Raw genomic sequence first — 20,264 nt, forward strand, 5'->3', positions numbered from 1 at the left:
GGTCATGTCGCTCAACGGCGTGGTCGCCCAGGCGACATCGGCCCTACTCTCCACCCAGACCCGGATCGCGGTCGCCAACGCCAATGTCGCCAACGCCAGCGAGACCGGTTATTCGCGCAAGCTGGTCTCGACGGAGGCCTCGACCGCCAACACCGCGCTGAACCAGGCCACGGTCACCCGCGCGGCCGACGCCTATCTGACCCGCAGCCTGACCAAGGCCTCGGGCGCCTCGGCTCAGGCGGCGGTGATCGACAGCTATATGCAGTCCTATGACGCGGCGCTGGGTTCGACGACCCAGTCCGACGATCTCTCCAGCCTGGTCAGCGCCTTCCAAGCCTCGCTCACCGCCCTGTCGGCGTCGCCGGACTCCGACGCCGCCAAGACCCAGGTGGTGTCCGACGCCGGCAGCCTGGCCCAGGCGATCAAGACCCTGTCCGGCGAGATCCAGACCCTGCGCACCGAGGCCAATGTCGCCATCGGCGACACGGTCGGCCAGATCAACGACACCCTGAAGACCCTGCAATCCCTCAACGACCAGATCGCCAGCGCCGGCGGCGCGGACGTCACCGATCTGCAGGACCAGAGGGACACGGCCCTGACCACCCTGTCGGGACTGATCGGGATTTCCTACTACACCGACAGCCAGGGCCGGGTGGCCGTCTATTCGGCCGGCGGCGACCAACTGCTGGGCGCGACGGCGGCGACCCTCGGCTACCAGGTCTCCTCCAGCCTGAACGCCGATGCGACCTATCCTGACCAGATCGCCGCCCTGACCCTGAACGGCAAGGACATCACCGGCTCGGTCAGCGGCGGGACCCTGGGCGGTCTGATCAGCCTGCGCGACGACAGCCTGGTCGGCGAACAGGCCAAGCTCGACGCCCTGGCCGCCGGCCTGATCAGCCAGACCAACGCCGTCGCCGCCGGCGGGACCGCCTATCCGCCGCCCAACAGCCTGACCGGCGCGACCAGCGTCTCCGGCTCCGACGCCCTCTGGGCGACCGGCTCGGTGCGCCTGGCCGTGGTGTCGTCCAGCGGAACCCTGGTCTCCAGCCAGGACCTGGACCTGTCCAGCTATGCGACGGTGGGGGATCTGGTCGCCGGCCTCGACGCCATCGACGGGATCTCGGCCGCGCTGTCATCGGACGGCAAGCTGGTGCTCAGCGCCGACGACGCGAGCGCCGGCGTGGCGGTCGCCAGCCTGGACAGCGCCATGGGATCGCCGAGCCAGGGCTTCGCCGCCGCCTTCGGCCTGAACGCGGTCTTCACCGGATCCTCCGCCGCCGACATCGGCCTGTCGGCCACCCTGAAGTCGGATCCGTCCAAGCTGCCGACGGCCGCCCTGGGGTCGGGGACCCTGACCGTGGGCGACGCGGTGATCTCGGTCGCCGACACCACCACCACCGACGCTCTGTCGGCCGTGTTCGGCCAGAAGACCACCTTCCCCTCGGCCGGGGACTTCGCGGCCGAGTCGGGGACCCTGCAGGGCTATGCGACCAAGTTCGTCTCCGCCGCGGCCAGCCTGGTGTCCCAGGCCTCGACCAGCGCCACCTCGACCCAGTCGGTGCTCGACCAGGTCAAGACCCGGCTGTCGGACCAGACCGGCGTCAATATGGACGAGGAGCTCGCCAATCTGACGGTCTACCAGAACCAGTACCAGGCCACGGCCCAGCTGGTCTCCATCGCCAAGACCCTGTTCGAGTCCCTGATCTCGATGGTGAACTAGATGATCGGCCGGGTCGCCACATTCGCCCACGCCCAGAGCCTGGTGGCCTCGGGCATGAAGCTGCAGGCCAAGTACGCCGACCTCCACGCCCAGGAAGCCTCGGGCGTGAAGTCCGAGACCCTGGGTGGTCTGGGGGGCGACGCGGCCCAGGTCCTGCGGATCGGGGCGCGGCAGACGGCGCTCGCCGCCGACACCGCCGCGGCGACCAGCGCCCAGGCCTATGTCCAGGCCGGATACTCGGCGGTGGGCGACATCGCCGACCTGGCCACCAGCATCAAGAGCCAGCTGGCCAGCGTGTCGTCCACGGACGATTCCAGCGCCCTGCAGGCCAAGGCCCAGTCCTGGCTGGAGGATCTCCAGGGCATGCTCAACGCCCAGCACGCCGGCTCGTATCTATTCGCCGGCCAGGCCTCGGACCAGGCGCCGGTCGATTTCAGCGCCGAGGCCTTCACCTCTTCGACCGACGCGGCGACCGCGAATGACGGCTATTTTTCCGGGACCTCGACCGGTCGCAGCCTGACCACCTCGGACGGCCAGTCGATCGACCTGACGGTCCAGGCCGACAATCCGGCCTTCGAGAAACTGGCCCGGGCGCTGGCCGCCATCGCCGCCAGTCCGGCGGACGCCACCGTCACCTCCGCCGCCTTCGAACTGGTCGGCCAGTCGGTCGATGCGCTGGGAACCCTGCAGGAGACCCTGTCGGTCCACGCCAACGCCCTGGAGGACCTGGCGGCCCGCAACAAGGCCAAGTCCGACACCCTGACCAGCCTGGCCTCCAGCCTGAACGGCGCGGACCTGAGCGCCGCGGCCGTGCAGGTGGTGCAGATTCAGACCCAGATCGAGTCGCTCTATTCGACCATCTCCAAGCTCGCCTCACTCAGCCTGGCCAAATACCTCTAGCGGGTCGCGCCGCCGAGCGCCTGGTAGAGGGTCGAGAGCGCCAGGAGCTGGCTCTGGCGGTTGGCGGCCGCCGACAGATCGGCCGCCCGGGCCTTTTCCTGGGCGTCCAGCCAGGTGCGCAGGTCGACGGCGCCGGCCTTGTAGCGCACGCCATAGAGCTGCTCGGCCCGCCGGGCCGCGACCTGGGACGCCTCCAGGCTCCGCCCCTGGTCGGCCAGCTGGCGGCGCGAGGACAGGGCGTTGTCCACATCGACGAAGGCCTGCAGCAGGGACTGGCGGAACAGCACCACCGCCCGCTCATAGTCGGCCTTGGAGACCTTGAGGTTCAGGCTGAGTGCGTTCCAGTTCAGGAAGGGCAGGGTGATCCCGACCCCCAGGCTGGAGGTCGGATCAGACAGCACCTTGGAGAGCTCGGAGCTGGTCCCGCCGCCCGAAGCGGTGAGGGTGATGGCCGGATAGAAGCTGGCCTTGGCGGCGTCCACGCCCGAGAGGCTTTCGCGCAGCCGCTGCTCGGCGGCGGCCAGATCGGGGCGGCGGGCGACCAGATCGGCGGGAACGCCGGGATCGACCTGCGGCAGGACCGCTGCGCTGAGGCTCTGGGGTTCGTCGGCCTCGGGCCACGGGGTTCCGGCCAGCAGCAGGGTCAGGGCGTTGCGGGTCTCGACCCTTTGCTGCACCAGGGCCGACTGGGCCGCGACCTGGGTCTCGACATTGCGCCGCGCCTCGTTCAGCTCGATCGCCGAGACGGCGCCGGCGTCATGCTGGGCGGTGACCAGGGTGAGCGTCTGGCGGGCATAGGCGACGCTGGCCTCGCCGCTGGCGATCTGCTGGTTGAGATAGGCCAGGGTCCAGTAGAGCTCGAGCGTCGTGCCCTCCAGGGCCAGGCGGGTGGCGGCCAGGTCCTGGGCCGTGGCGCGGGCTTCCCAGCGGGCGGCGTCGCGTTCGGCGCCCAGCTTGCCGAACAGGTCGGCCGTATAGCTGACGCTCGCCTGCACGCTGTGCGACTGGGCGTTTCCGTCCTGCAGGCTGACGGTTGAGTTCGCCTGGCCCGAGCCTTGCGGCAGGAGCGCATTGCCGGCGATCCCGGCCTCCAGCTGGGCGCGGCGGACCAGGATGGTGGCGGCCGCCAGATTGTTGTTGCGGGCCAGCACCTGGGTCACCAGCCGGTCGAGGCGCTCGTCGCCAAAGGCGCTCCACCAGGCCTCGCCCGTCGCGGCGGGGGCGGCCGTCGCGGCGACTGCGTGGGGATAGGCCGCCGGCAGGGGCGCGGAGGGTCGGGTGTAGGCGGTCGCGCAGCCGCCGAGCGCGGTGGTCGCGACCAGGGTCAGGATCAGCAGGGGATGTCGGGTCATCATGGGTGCGGGGGCCTCAGTCGCGGGCCAGGGCGGCCACCGGATCCAGCCGCGCGGCGCTGCGCGCCGGCAGATATCCGAAGACCACGCCGATCAGGGTGGAGCAGGCGAAGGCGGCGATGATCGAGGAGACGGAGAACACCAGCTTGAAGGTGCTGCCGAACGCCTGGAACGCCGCGCCGAAGCCGAGCGCGGCCAGCACGCCCAGGGTCCCGCCGATGATGCAGACCAGCACGGCCTCGATCAGGAACTGCTGGAGGATGTCGCTCTGGCGGGCGCCGACCGCCATGCGCACCCCGATCTCGCCGGTGCGCTCGGTGACCGAGACCAGCATGATGTTCATCACCCCGATCCCGCCCACCACCAGAGAGATCACCGCGATGGCCGCGATCAGCAGGGTCATGGTCTGGGTGGTGGCCGTGATGGTCTGGCGGATGTCGTCGGTGTTGACGATGAAGAAGTCCTGGGACCCGTGCCTCTGGGTCAGCAGCCGCGTCACCGCCGTCTGGGCGATGTCGCTGGAGGTCGCGTCGTTCATCCGCACCGTGACGCTGCGCAGGGTGGTGGTCCCCAGCATGCGGGCCTGGACGGTGGTGTAGGGCAGATAGACGCTGAGGTTCTCGCCGCCGCCGCCAAAGCTCGATCCCTGTTTCTGGATCACGCCGACGACCCGCACGGGCACGTCGCCGGCCAGGATCACCTGGCCGATCGGCTCCACGCCATTGACCTTGAACAGGGTGTTGTAGGTGTTCTGGTCGATCACCGCGTCCTGGCTGTAGCGGCGCACGCTGTCGCGGTCGAAGAACTGGCCCGAGGCGATCTTCATGCCCTTGACCCGGAAGTACTGGTCGCCGACCCCGCTCACCTGGCCGGTGGCGGCGATGTTGCCGAAGCGCAGGGTGACGCTGGTCTGGACGGTCGGGGTGACGCTGTCGACATAGGGCTGCTGGGCGAGCGCGTCGGCGTCCGACACCACCAGGGTGCGGATCTTGCCTGACCGCATGTCGCCGAAATCCTTGCCCGGCATGATGTCCAGCGTGTTGGTGCCGATGGAGGCGATATTGGCCAGCACCTGGCGGCGCGACCCCTCGCCCAGGGCTACGACCGAGACCACCGAGGCGATGCCGATGATGATGCCCAGCATGGTCAGGAAGGTCCGCAGCCGGTGGGCGTTCATGGCGGTCAGCGCCATGCGGAAGGCCTCGCTGAACCGGTCGGCGGCGGCCTGAAGGCTCGATTCCGTGGCGGTCGCGCGATCGCCCCCAGTCCGGGCCCGGATGTCGGCCTCGCCATTGGCGCGGTCCGAGATCACCTCGCCGTCGCGGATCTCGATGATGCGGTGGCAGTGCTCGGCGACCGCCATGTCGTGGGTGACGATGATGACCGTGCGGCCTTCTTCGTGCAGCTCCTTGAGGATCTGGATCACCTCGGCGCCGCTGGTGGTGTCGAGCGCGCCGGTGGGCTCGTCGGCCAGGATCACGTCCCCGCCGTTCATCAGGGCGCGGGCGATGGAGACCCGCTGCTGCTGTCCGCCGGACAGCTGTCCGGGCTTGTGGGTCAGGCGCTCGCTGAGCCCCAGCCGGCCGAGCAGGCCGGCGGCGCGGGTGCGCCGCGCCTCGCGGCCGACGCCCGCATAGATGGCCGGCGCCTCGACATTGCCGAGCGCCGTCAGGTCGCCCAGCAGATGGTAGCGCTGGAAGATGAAGCCGAAATGCTCGCGGCGCAGTTCGGCCAGCTCGTCGGGGCCCAGCTCGGCGGTCTCGCGCCCCGCCACCCGGTAGGAGCCGGCGGTCGGCCGGTCCAGGCAGCCCAGGATGTTCATCAGGGTCGACTTGCCCGATCCCGACGCCCCGACGATGGCGACCATCTCCCCGGCCGCGATGGCCAGGTCGACGTCCTTCAGCACCACCAGGGTCTGGTCGCCGGCGGGAAACTCCCGCCTCAGCCCCCGGATCTCGATGATCGGCGAGGTCATGCTCAGAACCCCATCGGGCTAGGCGGTCCACGGCGGCCGCCATTGCTCTGGGCGGCGGGGGCGGCGCCGGCGGCGGCCTGGGCGACCACGACCTTGTCGCCGGCCTTGAGACCGGACAGCACCTGGGCGACGGCGTTGTTGTTGACCCCGATGGTCACGGTGCGCGGCTCGGGCTTGCCGTTTTCGCCGATCACCTGGACCTGGTAGCGGCCGCCGCGGCTCTTGCCGTTCAGGGCGGCCGACGGGATGGTCAGGACATTGTCGACCCGCGCCAGCACGATATTGACGTTCGCCGTCATCGAGGTGCGCAGCCGACCATCCGTATTCGGAATATCGAACAGCCCGTCATAATAGATGGCGGTGGAGCTGGAGCTCGACGAACTGGAGCTGGAGCTCGTGGTGTCGGTGGCCAGCGATTCCGGGGCCGGCTCGACAGCGCGCAGCCTGGCCGTATAGCGGCGATCGGGATCGCCCAGCACGGTGAAATAGACCTCCTGGCCGGGATGGACCTTGATCACGTCGGCTTCGGAGATCTCGGCCTGGACGGTCATGGTCCCCAGCTGGCCGACCTTGACGATGGTCGGCGCCGACTGGTTGGCGTTCACCGTCTGGCCCTGCTTGGTCACGATGGCGACGACCGTGCCGTCGATCGGCGAGACGATGCGGGTGTAGCCGAGATTGACCTGGGCCGTGCGCACCGAGACCGAGGCGCTGGTGATCTGGGCGTCGAGGGCGGCAAGCTGGCCGCGGGCGGATTTGAAGCCGGCCTCGGCGGTGTCGTAGTCAGCCTTGGCGGTGGCGTCCGCCGCCAGCATCTGGGCCTGGCGGCGATAGGCGGCCTCGGCCTGGACCAGGTTCGCGGCCGCTTCCTCGCGCTGGGCGCGGACATTGGCCAGCTGCGCCTCGGCGGTGTGCAGGGCGTTCTCCTGCGGCTGGGAATCGATCTGGCCGATCAGCTGGCCCTTCTTCACCGTCTGGCCGAGCTCAACGTTCAGGGTGGTGAGCTGGCCGGACACCTGGGCGCCGACGCTGACCAGTGTGACGGGCTCCAGCGTGCCGGTGGCCATCACGGTCTGCTCCACCGAGCCGATGGTCGCCGGCGCGGTGATGAAGGGGTTCTTCGGCGGGGCCGGGAACAGCAGGGTCTTGATCAGCAGGCCCACGACCAGGGCGGCGACGACGCCGGCGGCGATCAGGACGGTTTTTCTCTGGGTCAGTTTCATGGGGCGCCGGATCGTGGGTCTGTGGATCTTGTGGACCCGACCTGACTGGGGGCCGGGTGTGGCGACGGGGCGACCGTTCGGTGTCGCCATGTAACGGGGGGCGGGTTTGGTGTGTCGCCATGTGTCAGGCCCCGGGCGGAGCCATGCTGCGACACAAGATTCCTGCCCATGGGGCGGGGTTTGCCGCCATGATGGAGATCATGACCGCGGCTCCCGAGCATCTGCTGATCGTCGACGACGACCGTGACATCCGAACCCTGGTGGCCGAGCAGCTCTCGGACGCCGGCTACCAGGTGTCGGCGGCCGCCGACGGCGTGGAGATGCGCAGGATCCTCGACCGGGGCGGGATCGACCTGATCGTGCTCGACCTCAACCTGCCCCGCGAGGACGGCCTGACCCTCTGCCGCCAGGTGAGGGCCAGGTCCGAGACCCCGATCATCATGCTCACCGCCCGGGGCGAGCCCATCGACCGCATTCTGGGCCTGGAGATGGGGGCGGACGACTATCTGCCGAAGCCCTTCGAGCCCCGCGAACTCCTGGCGCGGATCCGCAGCGTGCTGCGCCGCAGCCGCGCCCTGCCGGCCAATCTCGAACCCCTGGACGCCGTCCGCGCCCGGTTCAACGGCTGGACCCTGGACTTCGAACGCCGCCATCTGGTCGATCCGGCCGGGCGGGTGGTGATGCTGTCCGGCACCGAGTTCCGCCTGCTGCGCATCCTGGTGGAGCACGCCAACCGGGTGCTCAGCCGCGAACAGCTGCTGGCCCTGGGCGCCGTGCGCCAGGCCGAGGCGCTGGACCGCGCCATCGATCTGCAGATCAGCCGCCTGCGCCAGAAGCTCGACGACAATCCTCGCGCGCCCGAGCTGATCAAGACGGTCCGCAACGAGGGCTATGTGCTGGCCGCCGTGGTCACCCTGGAATGAAGACGTTGCGGGCCTTTTTCGCCTCCATGGCCGGGCGGATGTTCCTGGTCCTGCTGCTGGGCGTATTCGTCTCGGCGGGCCTGTCGCTCACCGTGGCCGACGCCAAGCGCCGCGCCGATCTGGAGCGCCTGCACCTGGAGCGCGCCGCCGACTGGGCCGAGGACATTGTCGCCCAGCGGGAACGCGGCGGGACCCTGGCGGACGGCGTCGGGCCCCGGGACCTGCCGGCCGACCGCGTCACGGCCGGGCCCGTGGACCCGGCCTTCACCGCCCTGCTGGTCCAGCGCTTCGGGGCGGCGAGCGGGGTGGAGGCGCGTCACGCCGACGTCGGCAACTGCCTGCGGGCCGGCGACAGCCGCCGCCGGATCCGCACCCCGGGCCCTGACGAGGTCCGCCTGGGCATCCAGCCGCCGATCTGCTGGTTGGTGACCCTCAAGCTCAAGTCCGGCGCCCCGGCCCGGCTGCTGGTCGGCACCCCGCCGCGGCTGGTGGGCGAGGCCCGCAGCGTCGATCCCCTGGCCCTCGCCATCCTGGGCGCCGGCGCGGCGGTGATGGCCCTGGTCCTGGCGCGGATGTCGACCGCGCCCTTGCGCGACCTGTCCCACGCGGCGGGCGAGCTGGGTCGTGATCTCGACCGCGCGCCCATGGCCGAGGCCGGCCCGACCGAGGTGGCCGAGGCGGCGCGGACCTTCAACGCCATGCAGGCCCGGCTGAAGCGCAACCTGTCGGACCGCACCCAGATGCTGGCCGCGATCACCCATGACCTGCAGACCCCCCTGACCCGCATCCGCCTGCGGCTGGAAAAGGTCGGGGACGAGGCCCTGCGCGGCAAGCTGCTGGGCGACCTCGCCGAGATGCAGGCCCTGATCCGCCAGGGGCTGGACCTGGCCCGCAGCGCCGAGAGCATCGAGCCCCCGGCCCGGCTGGACCTGGACTCCCTGCTGGAGAGCCTGGTGGAGGATGCGATCGACGCCGGCGCCCAAGCCCGCTTCGTGCGCGGCGCGGGACGCGATGTCCTGGCCCGGCCCGACGCCCTGCGCCGCTGCGTCGGCAATCTGATGGACAACGCCGCCAAGTACGGGGGCGACGTCGAGGTGCTGAGCGAGCCGCGCGGCGCGGGCGTGGCCGTCCGCATCCGCGACCGTGGCCCCGGCGTGCCGGAGGATCAGCTGGAGACCATCCTCGAGCCCTTCGTGCGGCTGGAGGACTCCCGGTCGCGCGACACCGGCGGGGCGGGGCTGGGCCTCGCCATCGCCCGCGCGCTCGCCGAGAAGAACGGCGCCCGGCTCTCCCTGCGCAATCACCCCGAGGGCGGGCTGGAGGCCGAGCTGGTCTTCGCCGTGTCGGCCTAGGCCGCTTCCTCCAGGGCCAGCTTCTCCCGCAGCTCGCGCTTCAGGAACTTGCCCGAGGCGTTGCGCGGCAGGGGCTCGCTGAGGATCCAGATGTAGCGGGGGGCCTTGTGCTTGGCGATCAGGCCGGCGCAGTGGGCGCGCAGCTCGTCGCCCGTCACGGTCATGCCCGGACGCAGGTGGACGGCGGCCGCCACCTCCTCGCCGAGGCGGGCGTCCGGCACGCCAAACACGCTGCATTCGGCCACGGCCGGATGGCGATAGAGGGTCGCCTCGACCTCGGCGCAATAGACGTTCTCGCCGCCGCGCAGCACCATGTCCTTCTTGCGGTCGACGATATAGATGAAGCCGTCCTCGTCGATCCGGGCCACATCGCCGGTGTGCAGCCAGCCGTCGGTGATGGATTCGGCGGTCGCCTCGGGGCGGTTGATATAGCCCTTGATGACCGGGGCGCCGCGCACCCACAGCTCGCCGACCTGGCCCCGGGGAACGGTGTTCCCGTCGTCATCCACGCACTTGACCTCCAGCGTCGGCACCGGCGGGCCGGCGCTGTCGGGGCGGTCGACGAAGAAGTCGCCGGACACCGAGGTGATGATCCCGCAGGTCTCGGTCATGCCGTAGCCGGTGTTCGGCCGGGCGCTCTTCACGCTGGAATCGATCTTGTGCACCAGGTCCGGCGGCAGCTGGGCCCCGCCGCCGCCCAGGCTCATCAGGCTGGAGACGTCGTGCTTGTCGAACTCGGGGTGGGTGATCAGCTCACGCGACATCACCGGCACGCCGCTCATGGCCGTGACCTTCTCGCGCTGGATCAGCTTCAGCGCCTCGCCCGCGTCCCAGCGGTACATCAGGACCATGGTCCCGCCGGCGGCGGTGGTCATGTAGGCGCCGCAGTTGTTGGCGGTGACGTGGAACAGCGGCGTGGTCAGCAGCGAGACCGGGATCGGAGCCTCGGCCGGGGGCTGCACGCCGGTCGCCCGTTGGGTGGCCAGCGCCTGGGCCTGGCCGCAGGAGATCATGTTGAACAGGTTGGCGACGCAGCCGCGATGGGTGAGCTGCGCCCCCTTCGGGAAGCCGGTGGTGCCCGACGTGTAGAAGATGCAGGCGTCGGCGTCGGGATCGACGGTCACGTCGGGCAGGGTCCCGCCGGTTGCGATGACCTCGGCATAGGGCGTGACGCGCGGCGCGGGCGCGGCCAGGCGCACGCCGACCAGCTTGGCGTCGCCGGCCATCTCAGGACGCTCCTGGATGCGGGCCAGGCGCTCGGCGTCGGCGAACACCGCCTTGGGCGCGGAGTCCTTCAGCGCATAGGCCATTTCCTCGGTGGTCCACCAGGCGTTCATGCCGACGGCGGCGACGCCGATGGAGACGCAGGCCCAATAGATCAGCATCCATTCCGGATAGTTGCGCATGGCGATCGCCACGCGGTCGCCGGGGACGACGCCGTTGGCCATCAGCCAGTTGGCGATCGAGGCGACCTGCTGGTGCGCCTCGGCATAGGTGATGCGCTCGTCCTGATAGACGAGATAGGTGCGGTCGGCGAAGGCGGCCGTGGACAGCCAGAACTCGCGAACCGAGGGCGGGACGTTCTTGAAGGTGCGGATCGGCACGCCGCGCACCTCGGCGACAGCGATCTCGAACGGGGCGCCGGGCGCGGTCAGTTCCGCCCACGCCTGCTTCAGCTCCTGGTAATGCAACGCACGTTCCTTCCCTAGATCCACATAACGCCCGTCCTGGCCCGTCTGCGCGGGCCTTCGAACGGGGCCTATTTCAATGTCGGGCGGGTCTCTGGCAACTGCTGATGGCGGCTGCCCGCGAATCTTTTCGCAAATGCTCCGTCCCCGGCGCCGCCAGGGCCCTGGACAGGAGCCCGCGGGCCCGGCCGAATGGCGGCGCGCGGGGAGGGCGGCGATGGGCGAGGCGGTCGGATCGGTGGCGGAGCGGCTGGGCCACGGGCCGGGCGAGCGTCTGCTGATCGTCAATTGCGATGACATCGGCTCCAGCCATGCGGCCAACCTCGCCAGCCTCGAGGCGATGACCGCAGGGATCGCCACCAGCGCCACCCTGATGGTCCCCTGTCCCTGGGCGGTCGAGGCGGTGGAGATGTTCGCGGGCCTGGACGTGGGCGTGCACCTGACCCTGACCGCCGAATATCCCGGCTATCGCTGGCGCGCGCTCACCGGCGCGGCCTCTCTGCACGACGCCCAGGGCTATATGCCGGCGACGGCGGCGGCGGTGTTCGCCCGGGCCCATCCCGACGACGTGCGCCGCGAGTGCCGGGCCCAGATCGACCAGGCGCTCGACTGGGGCGTCGACGTCACCCACCTCGACTCCCACATGGGCACGGTCCAGCTCGATCCGCGGTTCTTCGAGATCTATGTCGAGCTGGCCTGCGAATATCGCCTGCCCCTGCGCATGGTGGGGGCGCGGCACGAGCCGGGCCTGGGCTTCCTGTCGCGACGGCCGGCGGCCCAGCTGGGCTTGGTTTTCCCCGACGCCTTCGTCTCCCGCTGGGGCGAGCCCACCGCCGACCTCCTGCGCAAGGTCCTGCCCCGGCTGGGGCCCGGGGTGGCGGAGGTGAACCTGCACCCGGTGCTCGATGGACCCGAACTGCGCGGCTACGACCACCGTGAGGCCCAGATCCGCGTCGACGACCACGCCTGCGCCCTGGACCCTGGCATCGCCGCCCTGATCGCGGCCGAGGGTTTCAAGCCGATCAGCTTCCGACCCCTGCGGGACCTGCAGCGCGGCGAAGGGTAGGGCGCGCAAAAAGTACTTTGAAACATAAAGTACTTGGTCTATGCAGGCTCCATCGGAATGACGGAGGTCCCCATGACGGACGCCAAACAAGCCCTGCGCGACGACATCAGCTTCATGCGCGCCCTGGCCGAGGAGGGGCGCGCGACGCCCATGCTGGGCGGTTCGATCCTGCTGGCCGCGGGCCTGATCTTCGGCGGGGTCCAGGCGCTGGGGCTCGCGGCGCTCCAGCTCGGCCTGTTGCGGGAGCATCCGGCCCTGTCGGTCTATCTGCCCTTCGGAGCGATGGCGGTGTTCCTGGCGGCGCTCAGCCTGCTGCGCCGCGGCCTGGGCGCACGGCCCGGCGCGCACTCGCCGGTCAACCGCGCCACGGGCTCGGCCTGGCGCGGCGTCGGCGTCGCGATCATGGTCCTGGTCGCGGCGTTCATGCTGACCAGCTGGCGGTTCGCCGACTGGCGGGTGTTCGCGGTCTTTCCGTCCGTGATCTTCGCCCTCTACGGCGCCGGCTGGCTGGTCTCCGCGGCGATGACCCGGATCGGCTGGATGGCGCTGGTGGCCTATTCCAGCTTCGGCGCGGCCTTGGGGATCGCGGCGCTTAGTGATCGCGTGGTGGTCGCCTCGGCCCTGGAAGCGGCGAGCCTGTTCCTGCTGGTCGCCCTGCCGGGCTACCTCCTCATGCGCCAAGCCCCCAGCGACATCGTCTAGGACCCCGGCCATGGACGACTTCGACATCGACAAGATCGACGAGGTGATCCACGGGCGGCTGAGGCTGGGCGTCATGGCCTTCCTCTCCACCGCCGGAACCGCCGAGTTCGGGGAGCTGAAGAAGCGGCTCTCCGCCACGGACGGCAACCTCTCGGTCCATCTGCGCAAGCTGGAGGAGGCGGGCTATGTCGCCATCGACAAGAGCTTCGCCGGCCGCAAGCCGCTCACCCGCGTCACCCTGACCGAGGCCGGCCGGACCGCCTTCATCGGCTATCTCGACGCCATGACCAAGCTGGTCAATCCGATGCATTCCTGATCGCTCCGGACGAATTCGAGGCGGACCCGCCGGGCTGACTTTGCGGCATGAGCCTGCGGGTGTTTAACCTGACCCATCTCCAGCCAAGGTGAGTCATGTCCGTGCGTCGTTCCTCCATCGCCCTGAAATCCCTGTTGTGCGCCGGCGCCGCCGCGGGCCTGGCCTTCGCCACCGGCGCCGCGGCGGCCCCGGACGTCCTGGCCCAGAAGGCGGCGGTCGACGCCCAGCTGAACAAGAATTATCCGCACCTGGACGCGCTCTATAAGGACATCCACGCCCACCCGGAGCTGGGCTTCCAGGAGACCGCCACCGCCGCCAAGCTGGCCGCCGAGATGCGGGCCCTGGGCTTCACGGTCACCGAGCACGTGGCCCAGACCGGGATCGTGGCGATCTACAAGAACGGTCCCGGCCCGACCATCCTGGTGCGCACTGAGCTCGACGCCCTGCCGATGGAGGAGAAGACCGGCCTGCCCTACGCCAGCCACGCGGTCACCACCTGGAACGGCAAGCCGACCCCGGTCGATCACAGCTGCGGCCACGACATCCACATGGCCGTCTGGGTCGGCACGGCCCAGGCCCTGGTGGCCCTGAAGTCCAAGTGGCATGGCACCTTGATGTTCATCGGCCAGCCGGCCGAGGAGACCACCGGCGGCGCCCGCGGCATGCTGGCCGACGGCCTGTTCGCCCGCTTCGGCAAGCCGGATATGGGCTTCGCCCTGCATGTGGGCCCCGGCCCCTATGGGGAGATCTCCTACCGCCCGGGCGTGGTGACCTCCAATTCCGACAGCCTCGACATCACCTTCAAGGGGCGCGGCGGCCACGGCTCCATGCCCAGCGTGACCATCGATCCGGTGATCGAGGCGGCGCGCTTCGTGGTCGACGTCCAGACCGTGATCAGCCGCGAGAAAGACCCGGCTTCCTTCGGCGTCGTGACGGTCGGCGCCCTGCAGGCCGGCAGCGCCGGCAACATCATTCCCGACAGCGCGGTGATCCGCGGCACGATCCGCAGCTTCGACGCCGGGGTCCGCGAAAAGATGCTCGACGGGATCCGGCGCACCGCGTCGGCGGTGGCCGCCATGCAGGGCGCGCCGGCGCCCGACGTGCAGATCGTGGTCGGAGGCCGGGCGGTCATCAACGACGTTCCCCTGACCGAGCGCACCGCCAAGGTGTTCAAGGCCGCCTTCGGCGACAAGGCGGTGCTGGAGCCGGCGCCCGGCTATCCCAGCGAGGACTATTCGGAATTCATCATCGCCGGCGTGCCCTCGGTGTTCTTCAGCCTGGGCGGCTATGACCCGGCCAAGATCGCGGCGGCCAAGGCCAAGGGCGAGTTCCTGCCCGGCAACCACACCCCGCAGTTCGCGCCGGTCCCCGAGCCCACCATCCGCACCGGCGTCGAGGCCATGACGCTGGCGGTGATGAACGCCGCCCAGCCCTGATCGCCGCTCAGGCGGCGACCGGCAGCTCGATGTGACAGCACAGGCCGTCCGGATGGAACGCCAGGACGGCCTGGCCCGCCAGCTCCCCGCGCAGGCTGCGCTCGATGAGCCGGGACCCGAATCCACGGTGGCTGGTGGCCACGACGGTCGGACCGCCGCGTTCGACCCAATCCAGCTCCAGCCGCATGTCCGCGCCGAGGCGCCAGCGCACCTCCACCCGCCCACCGGCTGAGGAGAGGGCGCCGTACTTGGCGGCGTTGGTCGCCAGCTCATGGGTCAGCATGCCAAGCGCCAGGGCCGCGGGCGCCGAGAGGTCGATCTCCGGCCCGTCGAGCGCGTAGCGTTCGCCGCCATAGGGGCTGAGCTCCATCGCCAGGACATCGCGCAGCTTGGCGCCGCGCCAGCTGGTGGCGGTCAGCAGGTTGTGCGTCGCCGAAAGCGCCATGATCCGCGCCTCGAAGGCCTGCCGGAAGACGGCGGGGTCGGGGCTGTGGCGCAGGGTCTGGGCGGCGATCGCCTGGACGGTCGCCAGGGTGTTCTTCACCCGGTGGTTCAGCTCGTCGAGCAGCAGCTTCTGCTGCGCTTCCGCGGCGATCCGGTCGGTGACGTCGCTGCCTTCCACGAAGATGCCGCGGGTCACCCCATCCGCCCCCAGGATCGGCTGGAGAACAAAGTCGAGATAGCGCTCCTCCGGCGGCGCGTCCGGGCTGTTCTGCAGGCCGACCAGGGCGGCGCGGCCCACGAAGGGCTGCTGGGTCTCGGCCACCTGGTCCAGCAGGGCGATATAGCCCTGGTCGACCAGCTCGGGCATGGCCTCGATCAGGGGCTCGCCCACCAGGGCGCGACCGCCCACCAGCTTCAGGAAGGCGTTGTTGACCAGCTCCAGCCGGTGATCGGGACCGGAGAACACCACCATGAAACCCGGCGCCTGCATGAACAGGTCGCGCAGGTGCATGGACTCCTCGGCCAGGCTGGCGTTCAGCCTCTGGACCTCCTCGGCCCTCTGCAGCAGCTGGGTCTCGCCGACCCGCGGCGCAGACGCGCCCGCGCCCCGCAGCTCGTGCAGCTCCGTGACGTCCACCGTGTTCTGGACGATATGGGCGACCTGGCCGTCGGGGCCCTTCAGCGGGGTGTGGACCGCCGACCAGTAGCGCATCGCCATGCCGCCGCCGCGCTCGGGCGGCTGGGGGATGGCGTAGGGAATGAAGGCGAGGGAGTCCGGCGCACCGCTGGCCAGCACCCGGTCCAGGGAGGCGCGCAGCATGCGCCCGCTCTCGCCGGGATCGGGAAACACCTCGAACAGGCCCCGGCCGATCAGGGCCTCGCGGGTCTGGCCCGTCGTGGCGCAATAGGCGGCGTTGGCCGCGGCGAAGCGCAGGTCGCGGTCCAGGATCATGTACGGGCTGGGAAGGTCCTCGAACACCGCGGCGAAGTCGATCGGCGGCGGCGCGACGGGCCGTGGCGCGCGCTCGGCGGGGAGAATCCTCTTCATCTGAACAGATCTCCCCCTCTTGCACCGGAAACGCAGATCGCGGTCCACGGTTCCGCTTGTTGTAGCAGCCTGCGCGAACGGCCGGACTCGCCTATATGAGGGCCATGTCGATCCCTCTAACCGAGACGCCGCTGACGGGCGCCGCCCTCATCAAGGACCAGGTGCGCCGCCTGCCGGATTCGCCGGGCGTCTACCGCATGATCGGCGAGAACGACGAGGTGCTCTATGTCGGCAAGGCGCGCTCGCTGAAGAAGCGCGTGCTGCAATACGCCCAGGGACGGTTCCACACCCAGCGCATCGCCCTGATGGTCGACCTGACCCGGTCGATGGAGTTCGTCACCACCCGCACCGAGACCGACGCCCTGCTGCTTGAGATCAATCTGATCAAGCAGATGAAGCCCCGGTTCAACGTGTTGCTGCGCGACGACAAGAGCTTCCCCGAGATCGTCATCCGCCGCGAACACGCCGCGCCCCAGCTGCGCAAGCACCGCGGCGCCCACACCATCAAGGGCGACTATTTCGGCCCCTTCGCCAGCGCCGGCGCGGTGAACCGCACGCTCAACACCCTGCAGAAGGCCTTCCTGCTGCGGTCCTGCTCCGACAGCGTCTATGAGAGCCGCACCCGGCCCTGCATGCTGCACCAGATCAAGCGCTGCGCCGCGCCCTGCACCGGCCTGATCAGCCTGGAGGACTACGGCAAGCTGGTCGACGAGTCCGAGGCCTTCCTGCGCGGCAAGAGCCGCGCGGTGATGACCCGCATGTCCGAGCAGATGCAGGCCGCCTCCGACGACATGGAGTTCGAGCTGGCCGCCCGCCTGCGCGACCGGATCCGGGCGCTGGCCTCCGTCGCCCAGGAGCAGCAGATCAATCCGGAGAGCACGGAGGAGGCCGACGTCTTCGCCCTGTTCGCCGAGGGCGGTCAGGCCTGCGTCCAGGTCTTCTTCTTCCGGGCCGGCCAGAACTGGGGCAACCGCGCCTATTTTCCCAGGGTCGACAAGTCCGACGAAGACCTCGACGTCATGAGCGCCTTCCTGGGCCAGTTCTATGACGACAAGCCGATCCCCAAGCTGATCCTGACCAGCGTCGAGCCGTCCGAGCGCGAGCTGCTGGCCGAGGCCTTCGCCATGAAGGCCGGCCGCAAGGTCGAGATCCTCAAGCCGCAGAAGGGCGAGAAGCGCCAGCTGGTCGAGCACGCGCTGACCAACGCCCGCGAGGCCCTGGGCCGCAAGATGGCGGAGAGCTCGGCCCAGACCAAGCTGCTGATCGGCGTCGCCGAGGCCTTCGGCCTGGAGGCCCCGCCCGAGCGGATCGAGGTCTATGACAACAGCCACATCATGGGGACCAACGCCGTCGGCGGCATGATCGTGGCCGGACCCGACGGTTTCCAGAAGAGCCAGTATCGCAAGTTCAACATCAAGGGCACGGACCTCACCCCGGGCGACGACTTCGGGATGATGAAGGAGGTGCTGCGCCGCCGCTTCGGCCGCCTGGTCAAGGAAGAGGAGGAGGGCGAGGCCGATGTCGTGCGCCCCGATCTGGTGCTGATCGATGGCGGCATGGGCCAGGTGGGCGTGGTGATGGAGATCATGGCCGACCTGGGCGTCGACGACATACCGGTCGTGGGCGTCGCCAAGGGCCCCGACCGCGACGCGGGCCTCGAGCGCTTCTTCATCCCGGGCAAGCCCTACTTCATGCTCGAGCCGAAATCGCCGGTGCTCTACTACCTGCAGCGCCTGAGGGACGAAGCCCACCGCTTCGCCATCGGCACCCACCGCGTGCGCCGCGCGGCCGACATGAAGAAGAACCCCCTCGACGAAATCGACGGCGTGGGCCCGGGCCGCAAGCGCGCCCTGCTGCACGCCTTCGGCTCGGCCCGCGGGGTCTCCAGGGCCTCGGTCGATGACCTCGCCAAGGTCGAGGGCGTGAACCTTGCCCTCGCGCAACGCATTTTCGATTTCTTCCGCAAGGCCTAAAGGACACGCATGAAATCGATCCCCAACATCCTGTCGGCCGGCCGGCTGGTCCTGACGCTGTTCATGTTCATCGCCCTCGCCCTGGCGGCGGGCGGGGTGCCCTATTTCAGCGAGCGGCTGACGGTGGAGATGCAGTTCTCGCTGGAGCGCTGGGCCTTCTGGGCCTTTGTCGTGGCCGCGGTCACCGACTTCTTCGACGGCTGGCTGGCGCGCAAGCTCGACGCTGTCACCGTCTGGGGCGCGATCCTCGATCCGATCGGCGACAAGGTGCTGGTCGCCGGCGCGGTCCTGGGCCTGATGGCGCTCGGCCCCCAGCCCATGGTCCTGGTGCCCGCGGGCCTGATCCTGTTCCGCGAATTCACGGTCAGCGCCCTGCGCGAGGTCGGCGCCGGCCGGGGGATCAAGCTGCCGGTCACCCAGCTCGCCAAGTGGAAGACCACCTTGCAGCTGGTGGCGCTCGGCGGCGAACTGCTGCTGGCTTCCTGGGGCGCCTTCGACCTTCCCGCCGATCCCGGCCTGCGCGATCCGGTGGCCATGGTGATCCACGGCCTGTTCTGGCTGGCCACCCTGATCACCCTGATCACCGGCGCCCAGTACTGGGAACAGACCCACAAGGCGCTGAAGGAATAGTCCCTGGCCTCAGGGCAGGGGGATGAACTCGTCGTGGTCGGCGTCGGGCAGCTTCATCCGCCCCGCCCGCCAGTCGGCCTTGGCCTGTTCCAGCCGCTCCTTGGACGAGGACACGAAGTTCCAGTCGATATAGCGCGGCCCCACCGGCTCGCCGCCCAGCAGCATGACGATGGCCGGGGTCTGGGCGGTGAACAGCACCGGCTCGCCGGCCTGAAACACCAGCATCTTGCCCGCCCCATAGGTGTGGCCGTCGACCTCCACCTCGCCCGCCGCCACATAGGCGGCGCGCTCGGGATATTCCGCCGGCAACTGGGCCTTGGCCCCGGCCTCCAGCGCCCAGTGCGCATAGAACATCGGCGAGTGGGTCTTGACCTTGGCCTCGGCGCCAAAGGCCTTGCCGGCGATCAGCCGCGCCCACATCCCGCCGCCCTCATAGGTCGGCAGGTCGGCGGCGTCATGGTGGGCGAAGCTGGGGTCGGTCTCTTCCAGGGCGTCGGGCAGGGCGACCCAGGCCTGGATGCCGTGCATGGTCCCGCCGTGGGCCCGCAGGTCCTCGAAGCGTTCGGAGTGGGTGATGCCGCGCCCCGCGGTCATCCAGTTGACCTCGCCGGGGCGGATCTCCTGGGTCACGCCGACGCTGTCGCGATGGGTGATCTGGCCCTCGAACAGATAGGTGACGGTCGACAGCCCGATGTGCGGATGCGGTCGCACGTCGACCGTGCGCGGAAACCCGGCCTCGAAGGCCTTAGGGCCCATGTGATCGAAGAAGATGAAGGGCCCGACCATCCGGTGGCCGGCCTGGGGCAGGACGCGCCCCACCTCGAACCCGCCGATGTCGCGGCGGCGCTGGTCGATGACGAGTTCGATCATGGGGGCTCTCCTTGAAGCTCCCGGCAACTTGGGATGGTGCGTCCCTGTTGGCTAGCCCTGGGCGCTCACATAGGGGCTGATCAGGCCCAATGGCGCGGCGGTGGTGTTCTTCACGGAGCGGATGACGATCCGGCTCTCGATGTTGGAGACCAGGCCCAGGCCCAGGATCTTCTCGCGCAGGAAGTCGTCGAAGGCGTGCATGTCGCGGGTCACGACCCGCAGTTCATAGTCGGCGGCGCCGGTGACCGTGGCGCATTGCACCACCTCCGGCAGCTTGCCGATCGCCTGTTCGAAGGAATCCAGATTGTCCTTGGTCGGCAGCGACAGCTTGACGGTGCAATAGACCTCGAAATTCAGGCCCAGCTTCTCGCGGTCGAGGATGGTCACGCGACGCTGGATGACGCCGGCGTCTTCCAGGCGCTTGATGCGGCGCCAGCAGGGGCTGGAGGACAAACCGACCCGGTCGGCGATCTCGGCGACGGACAATCCTGCGTCATGCTGGATAAGATCGAGAATCTTAGCATCGACGGCGTCGAGGGCCTCGGACAAGTTTTCCTCCTGCACTAGGTGCAAATGAGCGTCATTCTTGCCCCGGAACCGGTGTGGCGGGGCATGCCTTTGGTAAGCAATTGCGTCGAACTTA

Annotated in this window: 17 protein-coding genes; 10 read left to right on the plus strand and 7 right to left on the minus strand. The window is 69.6% G+C overall.

Annotation, left to right across the window (positions count from 1 at the left end; genetic code table 11):
* Positions 1-4 precede the first annotated feature (4 nt).
* Positions 5-1,723 (plus strand): flagellar hook-associated protein FlgK, encoded by a 1,719-nt coding sequence (gene flgK, locus MQH10_RS04385; protein ID WP_242562850.1) that lies wholly within the window; start codon positions 5-7, stop codon positions 1,721-1,723.
* Entirely contained in the window at positions 1,724-2,623 is a 900-nt protein-coding gene (locus MQH10_RS04390) for a flagellin (RefSeq protein WP_242562851.1), read from the plus strand.
* Here the strand turns inward: MQH10_RS04390 and MQH10_RS04395 are convergent.
* The 3 genes from MQH10_RS04395 to MQH10_RS04405 are packed head-to-tail and all read right to left on the minus strand — an operon-like array spanning position 2,620 to position 7,173.
* Positions 2,620-3,975, minus strand: a complete 1,356-nt coding sequence (locus MQH10_RS04395) for an efflux transporter outer membrane subunit (protein ID WP_242562852.1) — start codon at positions 3,973-3,975, stop codon at positions 2,620-2,622. The two genes, MQH10_RS04390 and MQH10_RS04395, sit on opposite strands and share 4 nt — an antisense overlap.
* Positions 3,976-3,991: 16 nt before the next feature.
* Complete coding sequence (locus MQH10_RS04400) at positions 3,992-5,950, minus strand: MacB family efflux pump subunit (RefSeq protein WP_242562853.1); 1,959 nt, start codon at positions 5,948-5,950, stop codon at positions 3,992-3,994.
* A gap of 2 nt (positions 5,951-5,952) precedes the next feature.
* Complete coding sequence (locus MQH10_RS04405; protein ID WP_242562854.1) at positions 5,953-7,173, minus strand: efflux RND transporter periplasmic adaptor subunit; 1,221 nt, start codon at positions 7,171-7,173, stop codon at positions 5,953-5,955.
* 200 nt (positions 7,174-7,373) lie between these two features.
* Here MQH10_RS04405 and MQH10_RS04410 point away from each other — a divergent pair, with 200 nt between their 5' ends.
* Positions 7,374-8,096: a response regulator gene (locus MQH10_RS04410; protein WP_242562855.1), complete on the plus strand. Its 723-nt coding sequence runs from the start codon at positions 7,374-7,376 to the stop codon at positions 8,094-8,096.
* Positions 8,093-9,448 (plus strand): ATP-binding protein, encoded by a 1,356-nt coding sequence (locus MQH10_RS04415; RefSeq protein ID WP_242562856.1) that lies wholly within the window; start codon positions 8,093-8,095, stop codon positions 9,446-9,448. The genes MQH10_RS04410 and MQH10_RS04415 overlap by 4 nt, the downstream gene beginning before the upstream one ends.
* On the opposite strand, the gene MQH10_RS04420 is transcribed toward MQH10_RS04415, so the two are convergent.
* Positions 9,445-11,139, minus strand: coding sequence for a class I adenylate-forming enzyme family protein (locus MQH10_RS04420; protein ID WP_242562857.1), 1,695 nt, complete (start codon positions 11,137-11,139; stop codon positions 9,445-9,447). The two genes, MQH10_RS04415 and MQH10_RS04420, sit on opposite strands and share 4 nt — an antisense overlap.
* Before the next feature lie 214 nt (positions 11,140-11,353).
* Here MQH10_RS04420 and MQH10_RS04425 point away from each other — a divergent pair, with 214 nt between their 5' ends.
* The 4 genes from MQH10_RS04425 to MQH10_RS04440 all read left to right on the plus strand — a co-directional run bounded on the left by MQH10_RS04425 (position 11,354) and on the right by MQH10_RS04440 (position 14,656).
* Complete coding sequence (locus tag MQH10_RS04425) at positions 11,354-12,202, plus strand: polysaccharide deacetylase family protein (RefSeq protein WP_242562858.1); 849 nt, start codon at positions 11,354-11,356, stop codon at positions 12,200-12,202.
* 72 nt (positions 12,203-12,274) lie between these two features.
* Positions 12,275-12,904 carry a hypothetical protein gene (locus MQH10_RS04430; protein ID WP_242562859.1) on the plus strand — a complete coding sequence of 210 codons (630 nt, stop codon included), beginning with the start codon at positions 12,275-12,277 and terminating at the stop codon, positions 12,902-12,904.
* 10 nt (positions 12,905-12,914) lie between these two features.
* Complete coding sequence (locus MQH10_RS04435) at positions 12,915-13,220, plus strand: winged helix-turn-helix domain-containing protein (protein ID WP_242562860.1); 306 nt, start codon at positions 12,915-12,917, stop codon at positions 13,218-13,220.
* 101 nt (positions 13,221-13,321) lie between these two features.
* A complete protein-coding gene (locus tag MQH10_RS04440; protein WP_242562861.1) occupies positions 13,322-14,656 on the plus strand; it encodes an amidohydrolase in 1,335 nt (444 codons plus the stop codon).
* A gap of 7 nt (positions 14,657-14,663) precedes the next feature.
* Here the strand turns inward: MQH10_RS04440 and MQH10_RS04445 are convergent, their stop codons facing one another.
* On the minus strand, positions 14,664-16,148 hold the full coding sequence (locus MQH10_RS04445) for a sensor histidine kinase (RefSeq protein ID WP_242562862.1): 1,485 nt from the start codon (positions 16,146-16,148) through the stop codon (positions 14,664-14,666).
* A gap of 104 nt (positions 16,149-16,252) precedes the next feature.
* Between MQH10_RS04445 and uvrC the strand changes: the two genes are divergently transcribed.
* Together uvrC and pgsA are read left to right on the plus strand one after the other, a co-directional pair.
* The gene (gene uvrC / locus MQH10_RS04450) at positions 16,253-18,121 is read left to right on the plus strand and encodes an excinuclease ABC subunit UvrC (RefSeq protein WP_242562863.1); all 1,869 of its coding nucleotides are present in this window, start codon (positions 16,253-16,255) and stop codon (positions 18,119-18,121) included.
* Between the two features lie 9 nt (positions 18,122-18,130).
* Positions 18,131-18,751, plus strand: coding sequence for a CDP-diacylglycerol--glycerol-3-phosphate 3-phosphatidyltransferase (gene pgsA / locus MQH10_RS04455; protein ID WP_242562864.1), 621 nt, complete (start codon positions 18,131-18,133; stop codon positions 18,749-18,751).
* Between the two features lie 9 nt (positions 18,752-18,760).
* Here pgsA and MQH10_RS04460 read toward each other — a convergent pair whose 3' ends face one another.
* Positions 18,761-19,621, minus strand: coding sequence for a pirin family protein (locus tag MQH10_RS04460; RefSeq protein ID WP_242562865.1), 861 nt, complete (start codon positions 19,619-19,621; stop codon positions 18,761-18,763).
* 51 nt (positions 19,622-19,672) lie between these two features.
* A complete protein-coding gene (locus tag MQH10_RS04465; protein ID WP_242562866.1) occupies positions 19,673-20,170 on the minus strand; it encodes an Lrp/AsnC family transcriptional regulator in 498 nt (165 codons plus the stop codon).
* Positions 20,171-20,264 lie beyond the last annotated feature (94 nt).

The organism is Phenylobacterium aquaticum (assembly GCF_022695515.1).
Lineage (GTDB): Bacteria > Pseudomonadota > Alphaproteobacteria > Caulobacterales > Caulobacteraceae > Phenylobacterium > Phenylobacterium aquaticum.

Coding starts and splice junctions, on each gene's coding strand:
- MQH10_RS04395 (WP_242562852.1), bottom strand. CDS start 3,975: ATGACCCGACATCCCCTGCTGATCCTGACCCTGGTCGCGACCACCGCG.
- MQH10_RS04460 (WP_242562865.1), bottom strand. CDS start 19,621: ATGATCGAACTCGTCATCGACCAGCGCCGCCGCGACATCGGCGGGTTC.
- MQH10_RS04400 (WP_242562853.1), bottom strand. CDS start 5,950: ATGACCTCGCCGATCATCGAGATCCGGGGGCTGAGGCGGGAGTTTCCC.
- flgK (WP_242562850.1), top strand. CDS start 5: ATGTCGCTCAACGGCGTGGTCGCCCAGGCGACATCGGCCCTACTCTCC.
- pgsA (WP_242562864.1), top strand. CDS start 18,131: ATGAAATCGATCCCCAACATCCTGTCGGCCGGCCGGCTGGTCCTGACG.
- MQH10_RS04405 (WP_242562854.1), bottom strand. CDS start 7,173: ATGAAACTGACCCAGAGAAAAACCGTCCTGATCGCCGCCGGCGTCGTC.
- MQH10_RS04415 (WP_242562856.1), top strand. CDS start 8,093: ATGAAGACGTTGCGGGCCTTTTTCGCCTCCATGGCCGGGCGGATGTTC.
- MQH10_RS04425 (WP_242562858.1), top strand. CDS start 11,354: ATGGGCGAGGCGGTCGGATCGGTGGCGGAGCGGCTGGGCCACGGGCCG.
- MQH10_RS04410 (WP_242562855.1), top strand. CDS start 7,374: ATGACCGCGGCTCCCGAGCATCTGCTGATCGTCGACGACGACCGTGAC.
- MQH10_RS04390 (WP_242562851.1), top strand. CDS start 1,724: ATGATCGGCCGGGTCGCCACATTCGCCCACGCCCAGAGCCTGGTGGCC.
- uvrC (WP_242562863.1), top strand. CDS start 16,253: ATGTCGATCCCTCTAACCGAGACGCCGCTGACGGGCGCCGCCCTCATC.
- MQH10_RS04445 (WP_242562862.1), bottom strand. CDS start 16,148: ATGAAGAGGATTCTCCCCGCCGAGCGCGCGCCACGGCCCGTCGCGCCG.
- MQH10_RS04430 (WP_242562859.1), top strand. CDS start 12,275: ATGACGGACGCCAAACAAGCCCTGCGCGACGACATCAGCTTCATGCGC.
- MQH10_RS04435 (WP_242562860.1), top strand. CDS start 12,915: ATGGACGACTTCGACATCGACAAGATCGACGAGGTGATCCACGGGCGG.